We start from the raw sequence: 15,215 nt of genomic DNA, 5'->3' as shown, positions 1-15,215 counted from the left end.
GATCATCATTCTGTGTGTAAGTCCGCGCACCCGGCTCAGCATGTCACATCGTAACGGTCGCGTGGGAATCCGCGATACCGTGCCCGAACGCACCCTCCACGAGACACTGTCCGGCGGCGAATGCGGCGCCGGCGAGCAGTGCTTCCCGGATCGTTACCTCTGCGGGCGTTGCCTCGCGGCTCCAATCACCGGCTGACAGCGTCACTGCGAAAGCGGCCAGGAAGGCATCTCCGCACCCCATCGTGTCAATGGGCCCGTCCGTGGCAGGTATCGGAGCAGGAGGGGCACTGATGTAAGCCCTCCCGTCATAGACAACCGCCCCCGCCGCACCCCGGGTGCCGAGCGCCACACCGGCACCATGTCCCACCAGATCGGCCAGGACCCGGTGGGTCTCATCGAGGGTGAGGCCGGAACACGATATAAGCGCGAGATCGACAGCCGGGCAGACCAGGCCAAAGTAGGCGCTGGTGCGAAATTCCGCCTCGCTGGAGAAGTCATAGCTGACCAAGGGACCGAGGGAGCGCACTTTGGGCAGTTCCTTCTCGGAACGGGAGTAGACACTCGAATGGACCAGGTCGAATCCGGAGACATAGCTCAGCAGATCATCGTCGAGTTCAAGGGGACTGCTGACGGTGACGCCGCCTCCGTTCCATCCGCCGAAGACCCGATCGCCGTCGACAATGCTGATAGTCGAGACGCCACTCGGCCCGTCCTTGGTCACGGACCGGCTCACGTCCACGCCCTCCGCTTGGAGGGCCGCCTTGATGAAGCGGCCGTGCTCGTCTGACCCGAAGACTCCCAGGTAGGATGAATCGGCTCCGAGCCGGCGAGCGAACACAGCGTAGTTGGCGCAGTTGCCGCCCGGGTAGAGCTTTCGACGGTCGAGGTACCGGTCAATGATGTTGTCTCCGAACCCCAGGGCCCTCATGAGCCCTTACCCGTTCGGTGATGAATGTGCTTCATAGCCGCCTTATGTACAGGAGTGCCCGTTCGATGGAACGGGCACTCGCTTGCTTCGAGGATCAGTATTCGACCACCCGGTAGTAGCGCCGCAGGTCCAGGGAGTGATTGCGCACGCGTTCAAGGTGCTTACTGATTCGGCCGGTGACCGTGTCCAGCACGATGGGAGCGAGCAGACCGCGGAATTCCTCGCTGATCCCATCCAGTGCGTAGTCCTTGGTATCGAGGACGGTGACATCATCAGAGACCCGCCTGACGAATGTCTCGACCCGGTCAGTCAAAGCTCGCGTTTCGTCCTCGCCCTGGAAGACGATAACGCTGGTGTCCTTTTCAAGCAGTTCCAGGGAGCCGTGGAAGAACTCGGCGCTGTGAACCCGGGTTGTGCGGAGCCACTGCATTTCCTCGAGGATGCACATCGAGTAGAGGTAGGTGAATCCCCACAGGTTCCCTCCTCCCACCAGGAAGTGATAGTCAGTATCTGCGTGCGCCTCCGCGAAAGCGGCGGCTTGGGGTTCGGCCTGATTGGCCACGTCAACCAGGATCTGCGGGAGTCCCGCCATCTCATCCGCAAATTTCTCATATCCGGCAAACTCCCCGCGCTCGGAGAGCAGCCGCGTCATGAACAGCAGCATCTGCATGTCGAACGGCCAGGTCTTCGGCTCGGAGATCAAAGCCACGTCCACGGCCTGCGCAATCGGTGAATCGGGGTAGCCGGTGAAGGCGATCGTGTACACGCCACGTTGCTTGCAGTATTCAATAGCGCGCAGGCTGTCGTCGGTGGTTCCGGAAACGGAGGCAAAGACCGCAACGGATTTCTCGCCCAAGGTGGCATCTCCCGATGTGATCAGTTCAGCGGCTATCGACGTCTTCACCGGGAGGCTGGAAAGCCGGCGTGCCAGGTGTTCGTAGGGCCCCATTGCGGCGTAGGTTCCTCCCGCGCCAATCAGGAACAGGTTGTCCAGGCCTTTGGCCGTGAGCGTGCCGACCAGCCCTTCGATCTGGGGGCGGAGGGATACGGCGCTGGCGATCTGCTTGCGAAATGCCGACTCGTCGAAACCGAGCATCATTGCGTCCTTTCAAGGGGGTAAGAGTCAGGGCGGCCGATAGAAAGTGTTCTGATACCGGTATCAGCCACATTCGATGCTGGCACACCGAATCGAGACCGTCAAGAACTTCCTTTTCGGACACCCAAGAAGGCGATCAAGTGACGTAATCGGCACGAATCCACGGGACCGCTATAGATTCGGACGATTTCCGGGCAGGTGACGCCGGTCCAGAGAGAAAGGAATGGAAATAGTTTCAGAAAAGTACTGGTACCGGTACCAGATGATCGGTATAGTCATCGAAATCACAGTCACTCCTAATCCAACGGCGGGTTTGATAGCTCACGCATTCGTGAGCCTCTAGGGTCCGCTCACCCAAACATGAAGGACCACCATGCAGAGACGAGATTCCATAGCGGCAGTAGCGCTCGTAATGGCTTCGGCACTGGGCCTCAACGGATGCGCCAGCCAATCGGGCACGGCTGTAGCTGACGTAGGAGCGGAGCCGGAGTTCTCCGGCACGCTGAGCATCCTGACGAAGTTCGCCGGGGACCCACTGGAGCCCTACTTCGAGGAGCTTGCTGCGGAATACACCAAGCTCCATCCGGATGTTGAGTTCGAACTCATTCAGGAAACTGACCAAAGCATCAAGGACAAGACGAAAACCCTCACCGCTTCAGGGGCGCTCCCCGACATCTATTTCAGCTGGACCGGGGACTGGGCCGAGAACTTCGTCGAAGGCGGACTTGCAGCCGACCTCACCAGCGTCATTGGACCCGACACCACTTGGGGAGAAACCTTCGGAGAGGCTTCCCTGGATGCCTTCAAGTACAACGACAAGTACTACGGGATTCCCCTCTACAACAACGGCAAGTTCATGGGTTACAACAAGGCAGCGTTTGAGGAAGCCGGTGTAGGGATTCCAACCACCTTCGACGAACTCATCGAAAGCTGCGACCCCCTACGCGATGCCGGGTACGAGCCCATCGCTTTCGGGAACAAGGATGGCTGGCCGGGTCTGCATTACCTTCAGCAGCTCTTCGCCTATAACGTCCCAGCCGATGTGTTGAACACAGACTTCAATCCGGAAACCGCGGTTCTGGAGCACGAGGGCTATCTGACCTCGCTTGAGCAGTTCAAGACGCTGGTCGGAGAGTGCACGGACACAGGTAACGGCACCAACGGAGTCCTGTACACCACAGCCCAGGAGGCCCTCGCCGGTGGAACAGCGGCGATGTACTACCAGGAGATCCTCGAATTCGATTCCGTGACCGCGGAGGGTAACAAGCTCACACCCGAGAACTTCGGGATCTTCAAGCTCCCGGTTCCATCCGGGGCGGCCGGAGATCCCGACGCCATCGAGGGCGCACCCGAGGGGTACCTGATCAATGCGAAGTCGCCGCGTGCGGCGCTCGCTGTGGACTTCATGAAGTTCGTGACGACCGCAGAGAGCGCTCGCACTCTTTCCTCACCGCCGTACGGTCAGCCCAGTACGGTGTTGGGTGCGGTCACCCCCGAGACGTCGAGTGAAGCCGTGTATGAGGGCATTGACCAGGTCAATGACGCCTCGCAGATAGTGATCTGGCTCGACACAGTCACTGTTCCCGAGGTTGCGGACGCCTGGCTCGCGGGCGGAGAGGCGATCATCAGCGGCAGTTCGACGCCCGAAGAGGTACTCGAGAGCGTTCGCAACGCGTCCAACGCGGCGAAGTAAGCCGTGCTGACCGTCGAGGGCACCCGCGCAGGGCGGGTGCCCCCCTCCCCCCGGTTGAAGACTCCTGCAACATCCCGGTCAGCCATGAAGAGGCTCCTCGGACTCGCATGGGTTCTTCCGGCTCTGGTTCTCCTCGGTGTGTTTGTATATCTGCCGTTAGCGCAAAACCTCGGCTTCAGCTTTCTCGAGTGGGATATCTACAGCGGCAACCAGACATTCATCGGTACCGAGAATTACACCAAGCTCATGAATGACCCGATCTTCTGGTCATCGCTGGGCAACAACACCATGTATGCCGGCATTTCCATCGCCTTCCAGGTGTTCGGCGCCCTCCTGCTCGCGGCCATCATCGAAAGCGTGCGAAGGGAACGCTGGAGGCGCGCCCTGCGGGCCGTCTATTTCATCCCCTCGGCTATCTCGCTCACCGTGGCAGGTCTGCTTTTCTACTTCATCTACGAACCGAATCTGGGATTGCTGAATTACATCCTGAATAGTGTCGGCCTGAACGCGCTGGCCCAACCGTGGCTCGGACAGGAAAGCACGGCCATGATGGCTGTCATCGCGATGAGCCAATGGCAGGGATTCGGATACTCGACACTTCTGTTCGCCATCGCGATCCAGCGCATCCCCTCGGAACTCTACGAAGCGGCGTCAATCGACGGCATCGGCACCATCCGCCGGTTCTTCACGGTAACGATGCCCTTGGTGCGGGAGATGACGGGGCTGATGACCATCGTGACCATTTCAGGCGCTTTCCAGGTCTTCAACGAAGTGATGGTGATGACCAGTGGAGGACCGAATAACTCCACCCAGGTCCTGGCCACCTGGCTCTACCGCAGCGGCTTCGTCCGAAACGATTTCGGTTACGCGGCCGCAATCGCCATGGTCATCTTCCTAGTCACACTCGTCATCGCTCTCATGCAGCTCTGGATTACGCACAGGAGAAGAGTCGAATGGTGACTAGAATTTCCTTCCTCGGCATCATCGTGAAGGTTTTCATGTGGACCTTCCTACTGGGCCTGGTCGTAGTGGTGGTCTATCCGCTGTTGTGGATGGTGCTGAACGGCTTCAAGGAGAATGCCGAACTCTTTGGGAACCCCTTCGCTCTCCCTCTTACCTGGGACTGGCAGAACTACGTGAATGCGTGGAACCGGGGAGTCAGCAACTATCTGATGACCAGCGTGCTCGTCACAGTTACCTCTACGATCGCCACGGTCTTCATCAGCGCGTGGGCGGCCTACGGGCTGACGCGCGTGAACATTCCCTTCAGCAAGGTGATAGTCACAATCATCCTTGGTGGACTTATGCTCGCTCCAGCGGTCGCGCTTGTCCCGCTGGTCAAGATGTTTCAGAGCTTGGGGCTGTACAACACCTTCTGGGCGTTGCTTATTCTGTACACAGCGTTCCGCATCCCCTTCACCACCTTCCTCATACGCGCCTACATGATCGATTTGCCTAGGGAAATCGACGAGGCAGCCGAGGTTGATGGCGCGACCAAATGGACCACGTTCTGGCAGATCATCCTGCCTATGTGCAAACCCATCATCGTCTCGACGATCATCCTGCACATTCTCTTCGCGTGGAATGAGTACCTTTTCGCGATGGTATTCACGAGCGGTTCCGGCGTACAGACACTTCCTGTAGGGCTGACAAGCCTCATGAGTAAGCATGGGACGGATTACCCGGTTGTATTTGCCGGCATGGTGATCGCTGCAATCCCCGTGGTGCTGCTCTTCTTCATCGGCCAGCGCTACTTCGTGAAGGGACTAGCAGATGGCATCGGCAAATAATTCCGCAGGCGGTGGCTCATGACCCTATCGACTGACCAGATCACCGGCTCAAACTTCTCCTACCAGCACCTGCCTTTTGAGACGTTCCTCGACGACATGGTGGTTGCGGGAGGACAGTATTGTCCTGTTCAAGCGGGCAGCCGAGGTGTGCGCGGAACTCCAGGTCGCCGCTGCTCCTCCTGACACCTGGCCGCGGCTTCGAGAACGAAAGTCCGCAAAGCGCGTGGCAAAGGTCCGTTGATGCGGTGGGAGAAATTGTTTCCTACGCCGGCGCTCTCGGCGTCGGGTGCGTGCTGGAGCCCTTGCAGAGGGTGGAGTCGAACCTCGTCAATGACTCCTGTGCCCTTCGACGCATGATTGACGACGTCGGAGTGTGCAACCTTGGTGCGGTTCGGGACACGGTGGCCATGGCCGTTGCCGGGGAAACCGTGGCCGACTATTACGACAATCTCGGAACCCTCATCCGACATGTCCACCTTGTCGACGGTCGCCCGACAGGGCACCTTGCGTGGGGCGATGGCGAACTACCGCTGGGACGCTACCTCGCGGCGCTCGAAGACGCAGGCTACACAGGGCTGTTCACCTTCGAGCTCTTCGGTGACGGCACCTATGCCTTCAATCCACGCCCGGCGCTCGAGCAGTGTGTCCACGCATTCTGCGCTGCGATTGCCAGCAATTAACTTGGTGAGACTGGCCCCACCGCGATCAGCTTGAAGGCGGCGCCTGTTGGATCCGTTGCGGTGCAGAGTCGACCGTAGGGTGAATCCTCCGGGTCTGAAATCAGGGTGCCGCCGAGCTCTTGGACGCGAGCCGCGGCGTCGTCCGTGTTGTCCACTCCAAAGTAGACGCCCCACGCGGACGGAGTACCCTCGGGCAGCAGGTTCGCTGCGTCCATGATTCCTGCCTGCTGCTCCCCGTCCAGCAGACCTGTCGTGTAGCGGAAGTCGTCGGTGTCGCTCTCCACCTGCGGTTCCCAGTCGAGAACGCTCGTGTAGAAGTCCACGCACCGGCGGTATAGCCGGGTTGAAAGCTCATGCCAGACGGCGGCGCCTGTTTCACCATGCATCCCGAAACCGGGCAGCTTGTCCCCCTGCCACAGTCCGAAGGTCGCTCCGGACGGATCCGCGAGGTGCGCAACGCTGCCCTGGTCCGAGACAGTGAACGGCGCAACCAGAATCTCGGCTCCCGCGAGCGCCGCCTTCTCGGTCAGTGCCGGAATGTCCCCGGCGGCGAAGTACGTGACCCAGCCATCCGGGAAGGCCGACCCCTCGGGCTTCCCGGACAGCCCGGCGACTGCCTGACCCCCCTTGAGGAACTTGGTGTAGTGACCGTAGTCCGGGCCCATGTCCTCGACCGCCCAGCCGAGCAACTGGCTGTAGAACCGCCCTGACTTTCCGGGATCCGAACTGGTGAGGTCGATCCAGCAAGGCATTCCGTCACGAAAGGTCTCTCGGTGGGGCATGGCTTCTCCTCCTGGCATGTCGGTCGAAGTGAGCGTATCCCCCAGTACTCGGACACACAATGGAAGAGAATGAACCCATGGCCACTCTCCTGCCCCGCGAACCTGCCGTCGTCGCACCTGGTGCCGTGCACGTTCCGGACTGGCTGGGCGTGGAACGCCAGCGCGAGCTCATCGCGGCGTGCCGGGAGTGGGCTGCCGGACCGGTGCCGATGCGGCACACGCGGATGCCGAACGGATCACGGATGTCCGTGCAGACCGTCTGCCTGGGCTGGCACTGGGTCCCCTACCGCTACAGCCGGACAGCGGACGACGTCGGCGGCGGGCAGGTTGCGCGGTTCCCTTCGTGGCTGGCCGATCTGGGGCGCGACGCCGTGGAAGCTGCTTATGGCGTGCGCGATGAGGGCTATGAACCCGACGCAGCGCTGATCAACTTCTACGATGCCTCGGCGAAAATGGGCATGCATCAGGACAAGGAAGAGAAGTCCCTTGCGCCCGTGGTGTCCCTGAGCATCGGGGACAGCTGCCTCTTCCGCTTCGGAAACACCCAGAACCGGAACAGGCCGTGGATGGACGTTCGGCTGGAGTCGGGCGACCTGTTCGTCTTCGGAGGCGAATCCCGGCTGGCGTACCACGGGGTGATGAAGACCTATCCCGGAACAGCCGATCCCGCGTTGGGCTTGGAGGGACGGCTCAACATCACGCTGAGGGTGACGGGTTTGTCCTGAAACGCCGCAGATTCGTTGCAAAGTAGCAGGACCGTGGAAATTGTCCGGCGATCGTGCCACGGAACGGCGAATCTGTACCGGTCGAGGGGTCAGACCAAAAGCCCTCGTAAGTATGAAGCCTGCCCCGCATGCTGGGCACAATCCTCGATGACGCTCACCAACCGCACGCGGAGAGTGACAGGCGGGTCCCACGACGTGTCGATGATCCGGTCCAGGTCGGTCTCGTTGAGGTTCTCAACGAACTTCATGGTGCGTGCGTGCACCGCCCGGTGATACTCGATGAGCAGCTCAGAGGAGTCGAGGCGGACCTTGTCGACTTCGCTGGTGCTGTGCCCGTAGCCCGTGTCCTCGCGCGGCAGGTCAAGGCTGAACCTGTCGAACCAGCCATCGGTGAGCCAGAGCTCATCGCGGCCGGCGGCGTCGGCCAGGTGGTTGTCCTGCACCCTGGTGAGGTGCCAGATGAGCCAGCCGATGCTGTTGCCTGCGGCGCCCGACCCGTCAGGGAGGCTCGGCCGATAGGCGAGCTGACCGGCGTCGAGCCCTTGCACCGCACGGGACACCGCGTCCGGGATTCGCCCGAAAGCCTCGACAAGCACGTCGTTTCCGCTCATGCACCCAGCCTAGTAAGCCGCAGATATGCCGGAAAGGGGCAGGATCGTGGGACCTTTCCCACGATCCTGCCCCTTTCGGGCAGTTTTGGCGCTGGGTTACAGGTACGGCTCCACGAGCGACTCATAACGGGCCTTCACTGTCGCGAGCACGTCGGCGGCCGGTGAATCCCAGATCTCCTGGTTGAAGATTTCCACCTCGACGGGGCCCGCATAGCCGGTTGCGGCAACCCACCGGGTGATCGTCTCGAAGTCGATGTAACCGTCACCCATGTACCCGCGGGAGAGCAGTGCGTCGGCCGCAATCGGGAGATTCCAGTCGCACACTTGGTAGGACGCAATGCGCCCCTCAGCACCGGCGCGCTGGATCGAGGATTCAAGTGCTGGGTCCCACCAGACGTGGAAGGTATCGACGACAACGCCGACAGTCTCCGCGGGGAAGGGTACCGCGAGGTCCAGTGCCTGGCCCAGTGTGGAGAGCACCGCGCGGTCCGCTGCGTACATCGGGTGCAGGGGCTCCAGCACCAGCCGTACATTGTGCTCCTGCGCTACCGGAACCAGTTCCGCAATCCGGTCAGCAACCCGCTGACGTGCCGCGGCGACATCCTTCGCGCCGGGCGCGGAAGGGTCGACGGCGGGGCCGCCGATGAGCGCGCCGGCTGCGGGAAGACCGCCCACCACCATGATCAGCTCGCGGGTGCCCAGCGTTGCCGCTTCGATGATGGCCTGGGTGTTGTCGGCAAGCGCCGCTGCCTGGCCCGCTTCATCGGCAGCGGTCAGGAACCCGCCCCTGCACAGGCTGGAGACGGACAAACCGGCTTCCGACACGAGGCGAACTGCCTTGTCCAGTCCGACCTCGGCGACGCGGTCCCGCCAGACACCGATATGGGTCAGTCCGGCGTCGGCGGACAAAGTTACCGCTTCCGCCAGCGTGATGTTCTTCGTGGTGGCGGTGTTCAGGGAGAGACGGCTCATGCGCCCACCCCGTAGCTTGCGAGCAGCCACTCGAAGCGGTGCGCGGCAACATCGGGATCAGCCAGCAGCCCGGCCTTGTCGGCGAGGCGGAAGGTATCCGCCAGATGCAGTGCCGAACGCCCGGAGTGCAGTCCGCCCACCATCTGGAACCCGGGCTGGTGCCCGTTGACCCAGGACAGGAACGCGACGCCGGTCTTGTAGTAGAAGGTCGGCGCGCTGAAAATGTGCTTGCCCAGGTTCCGTGTGGAATCCAGGATTGCGCGCCCGCCGTCCGCGTCGCCGTCGTCGTACGCCTGCAAAGCTGCTGACGCAGCGGGGTAGATCGCCGCGAAGATGCCAAGCAGCGCATCCGAGTAGTGCGTCCCGTCGCCGTGGATGAGTTCCGGGTAGTTGAAGTCATCGCCGGTGTAGAGCCGAACGCTCTCGGGGAGGGCGGCACGCAGCGCGGTCTCGTGTGCCGCGTCGAGCAGAGACACCTTCACGCCGTCCACCTTCTCCGGCTGTGCGCGAATGAGGTCGAGGAAGATGCTGGTGGCAGCGTCGACGTTGTTGTTGCCCCAGTAACCGCTCAGCGCCGGGTCGAACATGGTGCCGAGCCAGTGCAGGATTACGGGCTCCTCGGCCTCGGCCAGCAGGATCCCGTAGACGTACTGATAGTCGGCGGGGCTCTGCGCCACGGCGGCGAGCGCGCGGGAAGCCATGAGGATGACCTTCGCGCCGGCGTCGGACACCACCTTGATCTGCTCGCGGTAGGCCTCGACAACGGCGTTCAGTCCCGCCCGGCCTGCCGGCAGGTTCGCCAGGTCCAGCTGGTCGGTGCCGGCGCCGCAGGCAAGGAGGTCGCGGACGGTTTTGCCGCGGGTCGCGTCAGCGTTGGAACCGACGACGGCGGCAGCCTCCGCCCCGGAGCGGCGGATCAGTTCCTGCGTGGCCGGCCAGTCCAGGCCCATGCCGCGCTGGGCGGTGTCCATCGCGTCGGCGACGCCGAGCCCGTAGGACCACAGCTCCCGGCGATAGGCGAGCGTGGCGTCCCAGTCAAGGACGGCGGGCGCGCCGGGAGTGTTGTCGGCGGTGACCTCGGGGATCACATGCGCGGCCGCGTAGGCGTGGCGGGCGGTGAGGGGTGCCGTGGGCTTCGCCCAGGTGGTGGTCGGAGCGAGCTCGTAGCGCTCAAGCGAGCCGGCCGCAGTGGGAAGGTAGAGCGACGTCATAGCGTGATCTCCGGGATGTCGAGAGTACGGCGCTCGGCGGATGACTGCAGGCCGAGCTCAGCGAGCTGGACGCCGCGGGCTGCCGACAGGAGACCGAACCGGTGCTCGCGGCCGGCCGACACGTCCCGCAGGAATTCCTCCCACTGCAGCTTGAAGCCGTTGTCCAGTTCGGCGTTGGCCGGAACTTCCTGCCACTGGTCGCGGAAGGACTCTGTGACGGGCAGGTCCGGGTTCCACACGGGCTTGGGGGTGTGGGCGCGCTGCTGGGCAACGCACTTGTTGAGGCCTGCGACGGCCGAACCGTGGGTGCCGTCGATCTGGAACTCAACGAGTTCGTCGCGGTAAACGCGGACAGCCCAGGAGGAGTTGATCTGCGCGAGCACAGGATCGCCCGCGGGAGTTTCGAGTTCGAAGATGCCGTACGCGGCGTCGTCGGCCGTTGCCTTGTATTCCTTGCCCTGCTCATCCCAGCGGGTGGGGATGTGGGTGACGGTGTTGGCACTGACGGTCTTGACCTTGCCGATGATGCCCTCGAGCACGTAGTTCCAGTGGCAGAACATGTCGGTGGTCATGCCGCCGCCGTCTTCCTTGCGGTAGTTCCACGATGGGCGCTGCGCGGGCTGGTGATCGCCCTCGAAGACCCAGTAGCCGAACTCGCCGCGGAGGGAGAGGATGCGTCCGAAGAAGCCTTCATCGACCAGGCGGCGCAGTTTCACGAGACCCGGCAGGTAGAGCTTGTCGTGTACAACACCGGCGGTGACGCCGGCTTCCTGGGCGATCCGGGCCAGCTCGACGGCTTCGGCGAGGGTTTCCGCCGTCGGCTTCTCCGTGTAGATGTGCTTGCCGGCAGCCATTGCCTTCTTGAGGGTTGTGGCACGCAGGGAGGTCATGGAGGCGTCGAAGACAACATCGACGGTGGGGTCGGCGATGATCCCGTCCAGGTCGGTGGTCCAGTGCTCTACTTTGTGCTGCTGGGCCAGCTCGCGGATTTTCGCTTCGTTGCGTCCTACGAGGATGGGTTCTACCTGAACTTTTGTTCCATCGGCAAGGGTGACGCCACCCTGCTCACGGATGGGCAGGATGGAGCGCACCAGGTGCTGCCGGTACCCCATCCGGCCGGTGATGCCATTCATCGCGATGCGGATGGTCTTGGTCTCTGTCACGTTTACTCCCGGAGAGTGAAGAATGTTGGTGGAAAGCGCTTTCCAATATAGAGTGGTGATCAGGACCACGTCAACCCCCTTCCTCGTTGAATGGAAAGATTGTGAGGCTCCGGCCGGGCCGGGAGCCTCACCTCCGCAGTCAGCAGGGAAACCCACCAACCGAAGGAGCCCGGTGGCCGCTGTAACCCTGTCCGGCGTTGCCCGCCACGCCGGCGTTTCCCTGGCCACAGCATCGCGGGTACTGAACGGCTCGTCGCGGCGTCCGGCTGAAGATATCGCCGAGCGGGTCCGCGCCTCGGCACTCGAGCTCGGATATGTCCCCAACGCGCAGGCCCAGGCCCTCGCACGTTCCTCCACCGGGCTGGTCGGCCTGGTTGTCCACGACATCTCCGACCCCTACTTCTCCTCGATCGCCCGCGGCGTCCAGCACGCGGCCAGGAACTACCGCCGGCAGGTCCTGCTCGCCAGCACCGACCCCTCCGAAAGCGCAGAGCACGACGCCGTCGCCGCCTTCGCCTCCCATCGCACCGACGCGATCATCCTGGCGGGTTCGCGCCGTGCACAGCCCGACCCCGACCTCGAACAGGAGCTGGCCCGGTACCAGCAGAACGGTGGTCGGGTCGTGACCATTGGGGGCATGCGCGGCTCCGGCTTGACCGTACCGGTGGGAAATTCTGAGGGCGCCGCGGCCCTGGTTTCGAAACTCGTGTCGCTCGGCATCACCAGGTTCGCCATCCTCGCCGGCCCCAGCGAGCTGAATACCGCACGCGACCGCGTCGCCGGCTTCACTGCTGCCCTCAATGAAGCAGGGCTGGAGCCTGCCGCCGTCGTCGGCAGTTCCTTCGGCCGAGAGGGCGGTTTCGAGGCCGCGCAGCGCTGCTGGGAGGAGTTGAACGGCGAGCGCGGGGCCTGCCTGCTGGCGGTAAATGACGTCATGGCGATCGGTGCCATCGCCGGGCTGCGGGCCCTCGGCGTTGCGGTGCCCGGGGACGCCCTTGTCTCAGGCTTCGATGACATTCCCCCGCTACGCGATTACTTCCCCGCGCTCACCACGGTCCACCTGCCGCTCGAGCAGTTGGGCGAAGAAGCAGCCAACCTCGCCCTGAATCCCGACCAGGCGCCGCCGGCTCCGGTCATGGGCGAAGTCATCATCCGTGAATCGGCAGGAGCAGGATCAGCGTCATGAGGATTTTGATTGCACCGGACAAGTTCAAGGGCACCCTGACAGGCGCGGAGGCTGCCGAGGCGATGGCCGCGGGGGTTCGCCGGGTCATGCCGGATGCGGACATCACTGTGCAGCCCATCGCGGACGGCGGTGAAGGAACGCTTGAGGCCGTGTTGGCATCCGGCGGTGTCCGGAACGAGACAAGCGTCCATGGGCCGCTCGAGGACACCGTTACGGCCCCGTGGGCGCTCATGGGTTCCACTGCCGTGATCGAAACGGCTCGCGCCAGTGGGCTGGAATTCGTGACCCCGTCTATGGAATCGGCGGGCGCAGCGCACTGCTACGGAAGCGGCGAACTGCTGGCGGCCGCGCTCGACGCCGGTGCTACGGAGATTGTGCTTGGCGTAGGCGGATCAGCCATGACCGACGGCGGATCCGGCGCGCTGCGTGCCCTCGGCGCGAAGATTCGTGACCACGACGGCGCCGAGCTCCCCCTGGGTGGGCTTGCCCTGTCCCGGGCGGCCTCCCTGGATCTTTCCGGCCTTGATCCCCGCCTTCAAACCGCTCAGCTACGCATCGCCGTCGATGTGCAGAACCCGTTGTACGGGCCCGACGGCGCCGCCCATATTTTCGGCGCGCAGAAGGGAGCGGACGCAGACCTCCGCGCGACGCTCGACGCCGCCCTCGCCCACTGGGCGCAGCTGCTGCAGGACACCACGGGGAACAATGTCCAGCAGCCCGGTGCCGGTGCCGCCGGTGGTTTCCCCTCCGCTTTCCTCGCCTGTGCGAATGCTTCACTGGAGCCCGGTTTCGATCTGGTGGCAGGACTCACCGGGCTGGACGGAAAACTGGCAGAGGCAGATCTGGTGCTCACCGGTGAAGGTTCGCTTGACGCGCAATCCCAGTTTGGGAAGGCACCGCTGGGCCTGGCGGATCGAGCCCGGGACCTGGGCCTCCCGGTCCTCGCGGTGGCCGGCCGCATCACGCTGTCGGAGGCCGATCTGGCCGCCCACGGGGTGGTGCAGGCGCGCAGTCTGGCTGACACCGCGCCTTCCGTAGCAGCCGCAATGAACGACGCCGGGCGCTATGCAGCCGACGCGTCAGAATGGGTGCTTAGGGCCCTCCTCTCGAGCTCCTCAGGGTTGACAGGTACCTTTCCCGGGTAGCACGGTTGATTCCAGACCAATCATAAGTAAGCTGATGATTAGTTGGATAAACGGTTTCGACAGGGAAGGTGAAAGCGCATGCCCGATCTTTCAGCCTGGTCGACAGGCCGGCTCCTTACAACAGCGGCGCGGCTAGTTGAGCAATCTTGGAATCAGCGCCTCGCGGAGCTGGATGTCACCCACGCCGGGTTTACGGCCTTGGCCGTATTGGCAACTTATGGGCCGCTTCGGCAGGCCCAGCTCGCTGAATTAGTGCATGTGCAGGCGCAGACCATTGGGAAAACACTCAATCGCCTTGAGGCCAGGGGACACATCGAACGCACGCGGGGCGACGACGACCGGCGCAGTCAGACGGTCCGGATCACTGAGAAGGGCCTCGCAACACTGGAGAAGGGCCGCGACATTGAGCGCACCCTGGTTTCGGATGAGGCGCTGCTGTCTCCAGAGCTGCGATCACACCTCCGCGCTGCGATCGAGGAACTCGCCGAGCCCCAGCGCCATGTCCGCGGCAGAAGCGGGCTCCACGCAGTGGAGGACCAGTAGCCGGGCCTAGAACCCGGCTTCTTTATAGAAACCCTCGATATGGCGCGCAACAATCCGGGCGGCGAGCGCGCCGTCGTCGTTCCTGATTGCGTCGTGGATGTCGTGATGTTCCGCGCGAAGGCGGGCCGACGTGGCTGCCCAGTCGGGCAGGGTGCGCGTCAGCCGCAGCGTATAGCCCTCGATCGATTCCCTGAGCGACGACATCATCGCTCCGACCAGCACATTGCCGGCCGCTTCGGCGAGCGCAACATGGAAGAGCGAGTCAAGACGCAGGAATTCCTTCTCATCGGGCGCTGAGGCATCCATTGCAGCAAGCAGCGCAGCAGCATCTTCCATGGCGGGTGCGGCAGGATCGGCATGCTCGGCAGCCCACGTCTCGAGCAGCAGTCGCGTCTGCACAATGTCCTCAATGGGCAGGTGTGACGTCGCCATGTGCAGGCGGAGCGCGGCTCCCAACGCGGCCGCCGGATTGGCAGTAATAACGGTGCCTGCCCCCGGCCCGGAGCCGACGCCCGCACGAACAATACCCATTGCTTCCAGTACGCGTATGCCTTCCCGAGCCGAAGCACGGGAGATGCCCAGTTGCTCCGCCACGGTGCGTTCGCCCGGCAACCGATCACCGACTGCCAGCCGTCCGGCCGCGAGCTGGTCCTCCAGCCAGGATTGCACGAGTTGATGGGTACGCATGCA

Annotated in this window: 17 protein-coding genes; 9 read left to right on the top strand and 8 right to left on the bottom strand. The window is 63.2% G+C overall.

Annotated features, from left to right (window positions below; translation table 11 throughout):
- Positions 1-43: 43 nt before the first annotated feature.
- Both AC4D2M_RS11220 and AC4D2M_RS11215 read right to left on the bottom strand, forming a co-directional pair.
- On the bottom strand, positions 44-928 hold the full coding sequence (locus AC4D2M_RS11220; RefSeq protein WP_490891915.1) for a PfkB family carbohydrate kinase: 885 nt from the start codon (positions 926-928) through the stop codon (positions 44-46).
- A gap of 94 nt (positions 929-1,022) precedes the next feature.
- The gene (locus AC4D2M_RS11215) at positions 1,023-2,027 is read right to left on the bottom strand and encodes an SIS domain-containing protein (protein WP_490891914.1); all 1,005 of its coding nucleotides are present in this window, start codon (positions 2,025-2,027) and stop codon (positions 1,023-1,025) included.
- A 370-nt stretch (positions 2,028-2,397) separates the two neighbouring features.
- Between AC4D2M_RS11215 and AC4D2M_RS11210 the strand changes: the two genes are divergently transcribed.
- From AC4D2M_RS11210 to AC4D2M_RS11190, 5 genes are all read left to right on the top strand, one after another.
- Positions 2,398-3,717: an ABC transporter substrate-binding protein gene (locus AC4D2M_RS11210; RefSeq protein WP_490891913.1), complete on the top strand. Its 1,320-nt coding sequence runs from the start codon at positions 2,398-2,400 to the stop codon at positions 3,715-3,717.
- 84 nt (positions 3,718-3,801) lie between these two features.
- Positions 3,802-4,677 (top strand): carbohydrate ABC transporter permease, encoded by an 876-nt coding sequence (locus AC4D2M_RS11205; RefSeq protein WP_490891912.1) that lies wholly within the window; start codon positions 3,802-3,804, stop codon positions 4,675-4,677.
- Positions 4,671-5,507: a carbohydrate ABC transporter permease gene (locus AC4D2M_RS11200; protein ID WP_490891911.1), complete on the top strand. Its 837-nt coding sequence runs from the start codon at positions 4,671-4,673 to the stop codon at positions 5,505-5,507. Before AC4D2M_RS11205 ends, AC4D2M_RS11200 begins: the two co-directional genes overlap by 7 nt.
- An 18-nt stretch (positions 5,508-5,525) precedes the next feature.
- The gene (locus AC4D2M_RS11195) at positions 5,526-5,690 is read left to right on the top strand and encodes a hypothetical protein (protein ID WP_490892081.1); all 165 of its coding nucleotides are present in this window, start codon (positions 5,526-5,528) and stop codon (positions 5,688-5,690) included.
- Positions 5,627-6,187: a sugar phosphate isomerase/epimerase family protein gene (locus AC4D2M_RS11190; RefSeq protein ID WP_490891910.1), complete on the top strand. Its 561-nt coding sequence runs from the start codon at positions 5,627-5,629 to the stop codon at positions 6,185-6,187. The genes AC4D2M_RS11195 and AC4D2M_RS11190 overlap by 64 nt, the downstream gene beginning before the upstream one ends.
- Here the strand turns inward: AC4D2M_RS11190 and AC4D2M_RS11185 are convergent.
- A complete protein-coding gene (locus tag AC4D2M_RS11185) occupies positions 6,184-6,969 on the bottom strand; it encodes a VOC family protein (protein ID WP_490891909.1) in 786 nt (261 codons plus the stop codon). The genes AC4D2M_RS11190 and AC4D2M_RS11185 overlap by 4 nt on opposite strands.
- Positions 6,970-7,046: 77 nt before the next feature.
- Here AC4D2M_RS11185 and AC4D2M_RS11180 point away from each other — a divergent pair, with 77 nt between their 5' ends.
- The gene (locus AC4D2M_RS11180; RefSeq protein WP_490891908.1) at positions 7,047-7,694 is read left to right on the top strand and encodes an alpha-ketoglutarate-dependent dioxygenase AlkB family protein; all 648 of its coding nucleotides are present in this window, start codon (positions 7,047-7,049) and stop codon (positions 7,692-7,694) included.
- Between the two features lie 89 nt (positions 7,695-7,783).
- Here AC4D2M_RS11180 and AC4D2M_RS11175 read toward each other — a convergent pair whose 3' ends face one another.
- From AC4D2M_RS11175 to AC4D2M_RS11160, 4 genes are all read right to left on the bottom strand, one after another.
- Positions 7,784-8,305, bottom strand: coding sequence for a mycothiol transferase (locus AC4D2M_RS11175; RefSeq protein WP_490891907.1), 522 nt, complete (start codon positions 8,303-8,305; stop codon positions 7,784-7,786).
- Positions 8,306-8,401: 96 nt separating this feature from the next.
- Positions 8,402-9,277, bottom strand: coding sequence for a sugar phosphate isomerase/epimerase family protein (locus tag AC4D2M_RS11170; protein ID WP_490891906.1), 876 nt, complete (start codon positions 9,275-9,277; stop codon positions 8,402-8,404).
- Complete coding sequence (locus AC4D2M_RS11165; protein ID WP_490891905.1) at positions 9,274-10,488, bottom strand: dihydrodipicolinate synthase family protein; 1,215 nt, start codon at positions 10,486-10,488, stop codon at positions 9,274-9,276. Before AC4D2M_RS11165 ends, AC4D2M_RS11170 begins: the two co-directional genes overlap by 4 nt.
- Positions 10,485-11,621 (bottom strand): Gfo/Idh/MocA family protein, encoded by a 1,137-nt coding sequence (locus tag AC4D2M_RS11160; protein WP_490892076.1) that lies wholly within the window; start codon positions 11,619-11,621, stop codon positions 10,485-10,487. Before AC4D2M_RS11160 ends, AC4D2M_RS11165 begins: the two co-directional genes overlap by 4 nt.
- Positions 11,622-11,823: 202 nt before the next feature.
- Between AC4D2M_RS11160 and AC4D2M_RS11155 the strand changes: the two genes are divergently transcribed.
- From AC4D2M_RS11155 to AC4D2M_RS11145, 3 genes are all read left to right on the top strand, one after another.
- On the top strand, positions 11,824-12,837 hold the full coding sequence (locus tag AC4D2M_RS11155; RefSeq protein WP_490891904.1) for a LacI family DNA-binding transcriptional regulator: 1,014 nt from the start codon (positions 11,824-11,826) through the stop codon (positions 12,835-12,837).
- Complete coding sequence (locus AC4D2M_RS11150; protein WP_490891902.1) at positions 12,834-13,982, top strand: glycerate kinase; 1,149 nt, start codon at positions 12,834-12,836, stop codon at positions 13,980-13,982. The genes AC4D2M_RS11155 and AC4D2M_RS11150 overlap by 4 nt, the downstream gene beginning before the upstream one ends.
- Before the next feature lie 78 nt (positions 13,983-14,060).
- Entirely contained in the window at positions 14,061-14,525 is a 465-nt protein-coding gene (locus tag AC4D2M_RS11145; RefSeq protein ID WP_490891901.1) for a MarR family winged helix-turn-helix transcriptional regulator, read from the top strand.
- Between the two features lie 6 nt (positions 14,526-14,531).
- On the opposite strand, the gene AC4D2M_RS11140 is transcribed toward AC4D2M_RS11145, so the two are convergent.
- On the bottom strand, positions 14,532-15,212 hold the full coding sequence (locus tag AC4D2M_RS11140; RefSeq protein WP_490891900.1) for a FadR/GntR family transcriptional regulator: 681 nt from the start codon (positions 15,210-15,212) through the stop codon (positions 14,532-14,534).
- Positions 15,213-15,215: the final 3 nt, after the last annotated feature.

It is taken from the genome of Arthrobacter sp. TJ-270 (genome assembly GCF_058269075.1).
The sequence above is the reverse complement of the archived record's forward strand: the minus strand, read 5'-3'. Positions and strand labels throughout refer to the sequence as shown.

Excerpts from the sequence above, each read along its gene's own strand:
- AC4D2M_RS11175 (WP_490891907.1), bottom strand. The coding sequence starts at position 8,305 with ATGAGCGGAAACGACGTGCTTGTCGAGGCTTTCGGGCGAATCCCGGAC.
- AC4D2M_RS11140 (WP_490891900.1), bottom strand. The coding sequence starts at position 15,212 with ATGCGTACCCATCAACTCGTGCAATCCTGGCTGGAGGACCAGCTCGCG.
- AC4D2M_RS11145 (WP_490891901.1), top strand. The coding sequence starts at position 14,061 with ATGCCCGATCTTTCAGCCTGGTCGACAGGCCGGCTCCTTACAACAGCG.
- AC4D2M_RS11205 (WP_490891912.1), top strand. The coding sequence starts at position 3,802 with ATGAAGAGGCTCCTCGGACTCGCATGGGTTCTTCCGGCTCTGGTTCTC.
- AC4D2M_RS11195 (WP_490892081.1), top strand. The coding sequence starts at position 5,526 with ATGACCCTATCGACTGACCAGATCACCGGCTCAAACTTCTCCTACCAG.
- AC4D2M_RS11180 (WP_490891908.1), top strand. The coding sequence starts at position 7,047 with ATGGCCACTCTCCTGCCCCGCGAACCTGCCGTCGTCGCACCTGGTGCC.
- AC4D2M_RS11170 (WP_490891906.1), bottom strand. The coding sequence starts at position 9,277 with ATGAGCCGTCTCTCCCTGAACACCGCCACCACGAAGAACATCACGCTG.
- AC4D2M_RS11150 (WP_490891902.1), top strand. The coding sequence starts at position 12,834 with ATGAGGATTTTGATTGCACCGGACAAGTTCAAGGGCACCCTGACAGGC.
- AC4D2M_RS11185 (WP_490891909.1), bottom strand. The coding sequence starts at position 6,969 with ATGCCCCACCGAGAGACCTTTCGTGACGGAATGCCTTGCTGGATCGAC.
- AC4D2M_RS11220 (WP_490891915.1), bottom strand. The coding sequence starts at position 928 with ATGAGGGCCCTGGGGTTCGGAGACAACATCATTGACCGGTACCTCGAC.
- AC4D2M_RS11210 (WP_490891913.1), top strand. The coding sequence starts at position 2,398 with ATGCAGAGACGAGATTCCATAGCGGCAGTAGCGCTCGTAATGGCTTCG.
- AC4D2M_RS11165 (WP_490891905.1), bottom strand. The coding sequence starts at position 10,488 with ATGACGTCGCTCTACCTTCCCACTGCGGCCGGCTCGCTTGAGCGCTAC.
- AC4D2M_RS11160 (WP_490892076.1), bottom strand. The coding sequence starts at position 11,621 with ATGAATGGCATCACCGGCCGGATGGGGTACCGGCAGCACCTGGTGCGC.
- AC4D2M_RS11215 (WP_490891914.1), bottom strand. The coding sequence starts at position 2,027 with ATGATGCTCGGTTTCGACGAGTCGGCATTTCGCAAGCAGATCGCCAGC.
- AC4D2M_RS11200 (WP_490891911.1), top strand. The coding sequence starts at position 4,671 with ATGGTGACTAGAATTTCCTTCCTCGGCATCATCGTGAAGGTTTTCATG.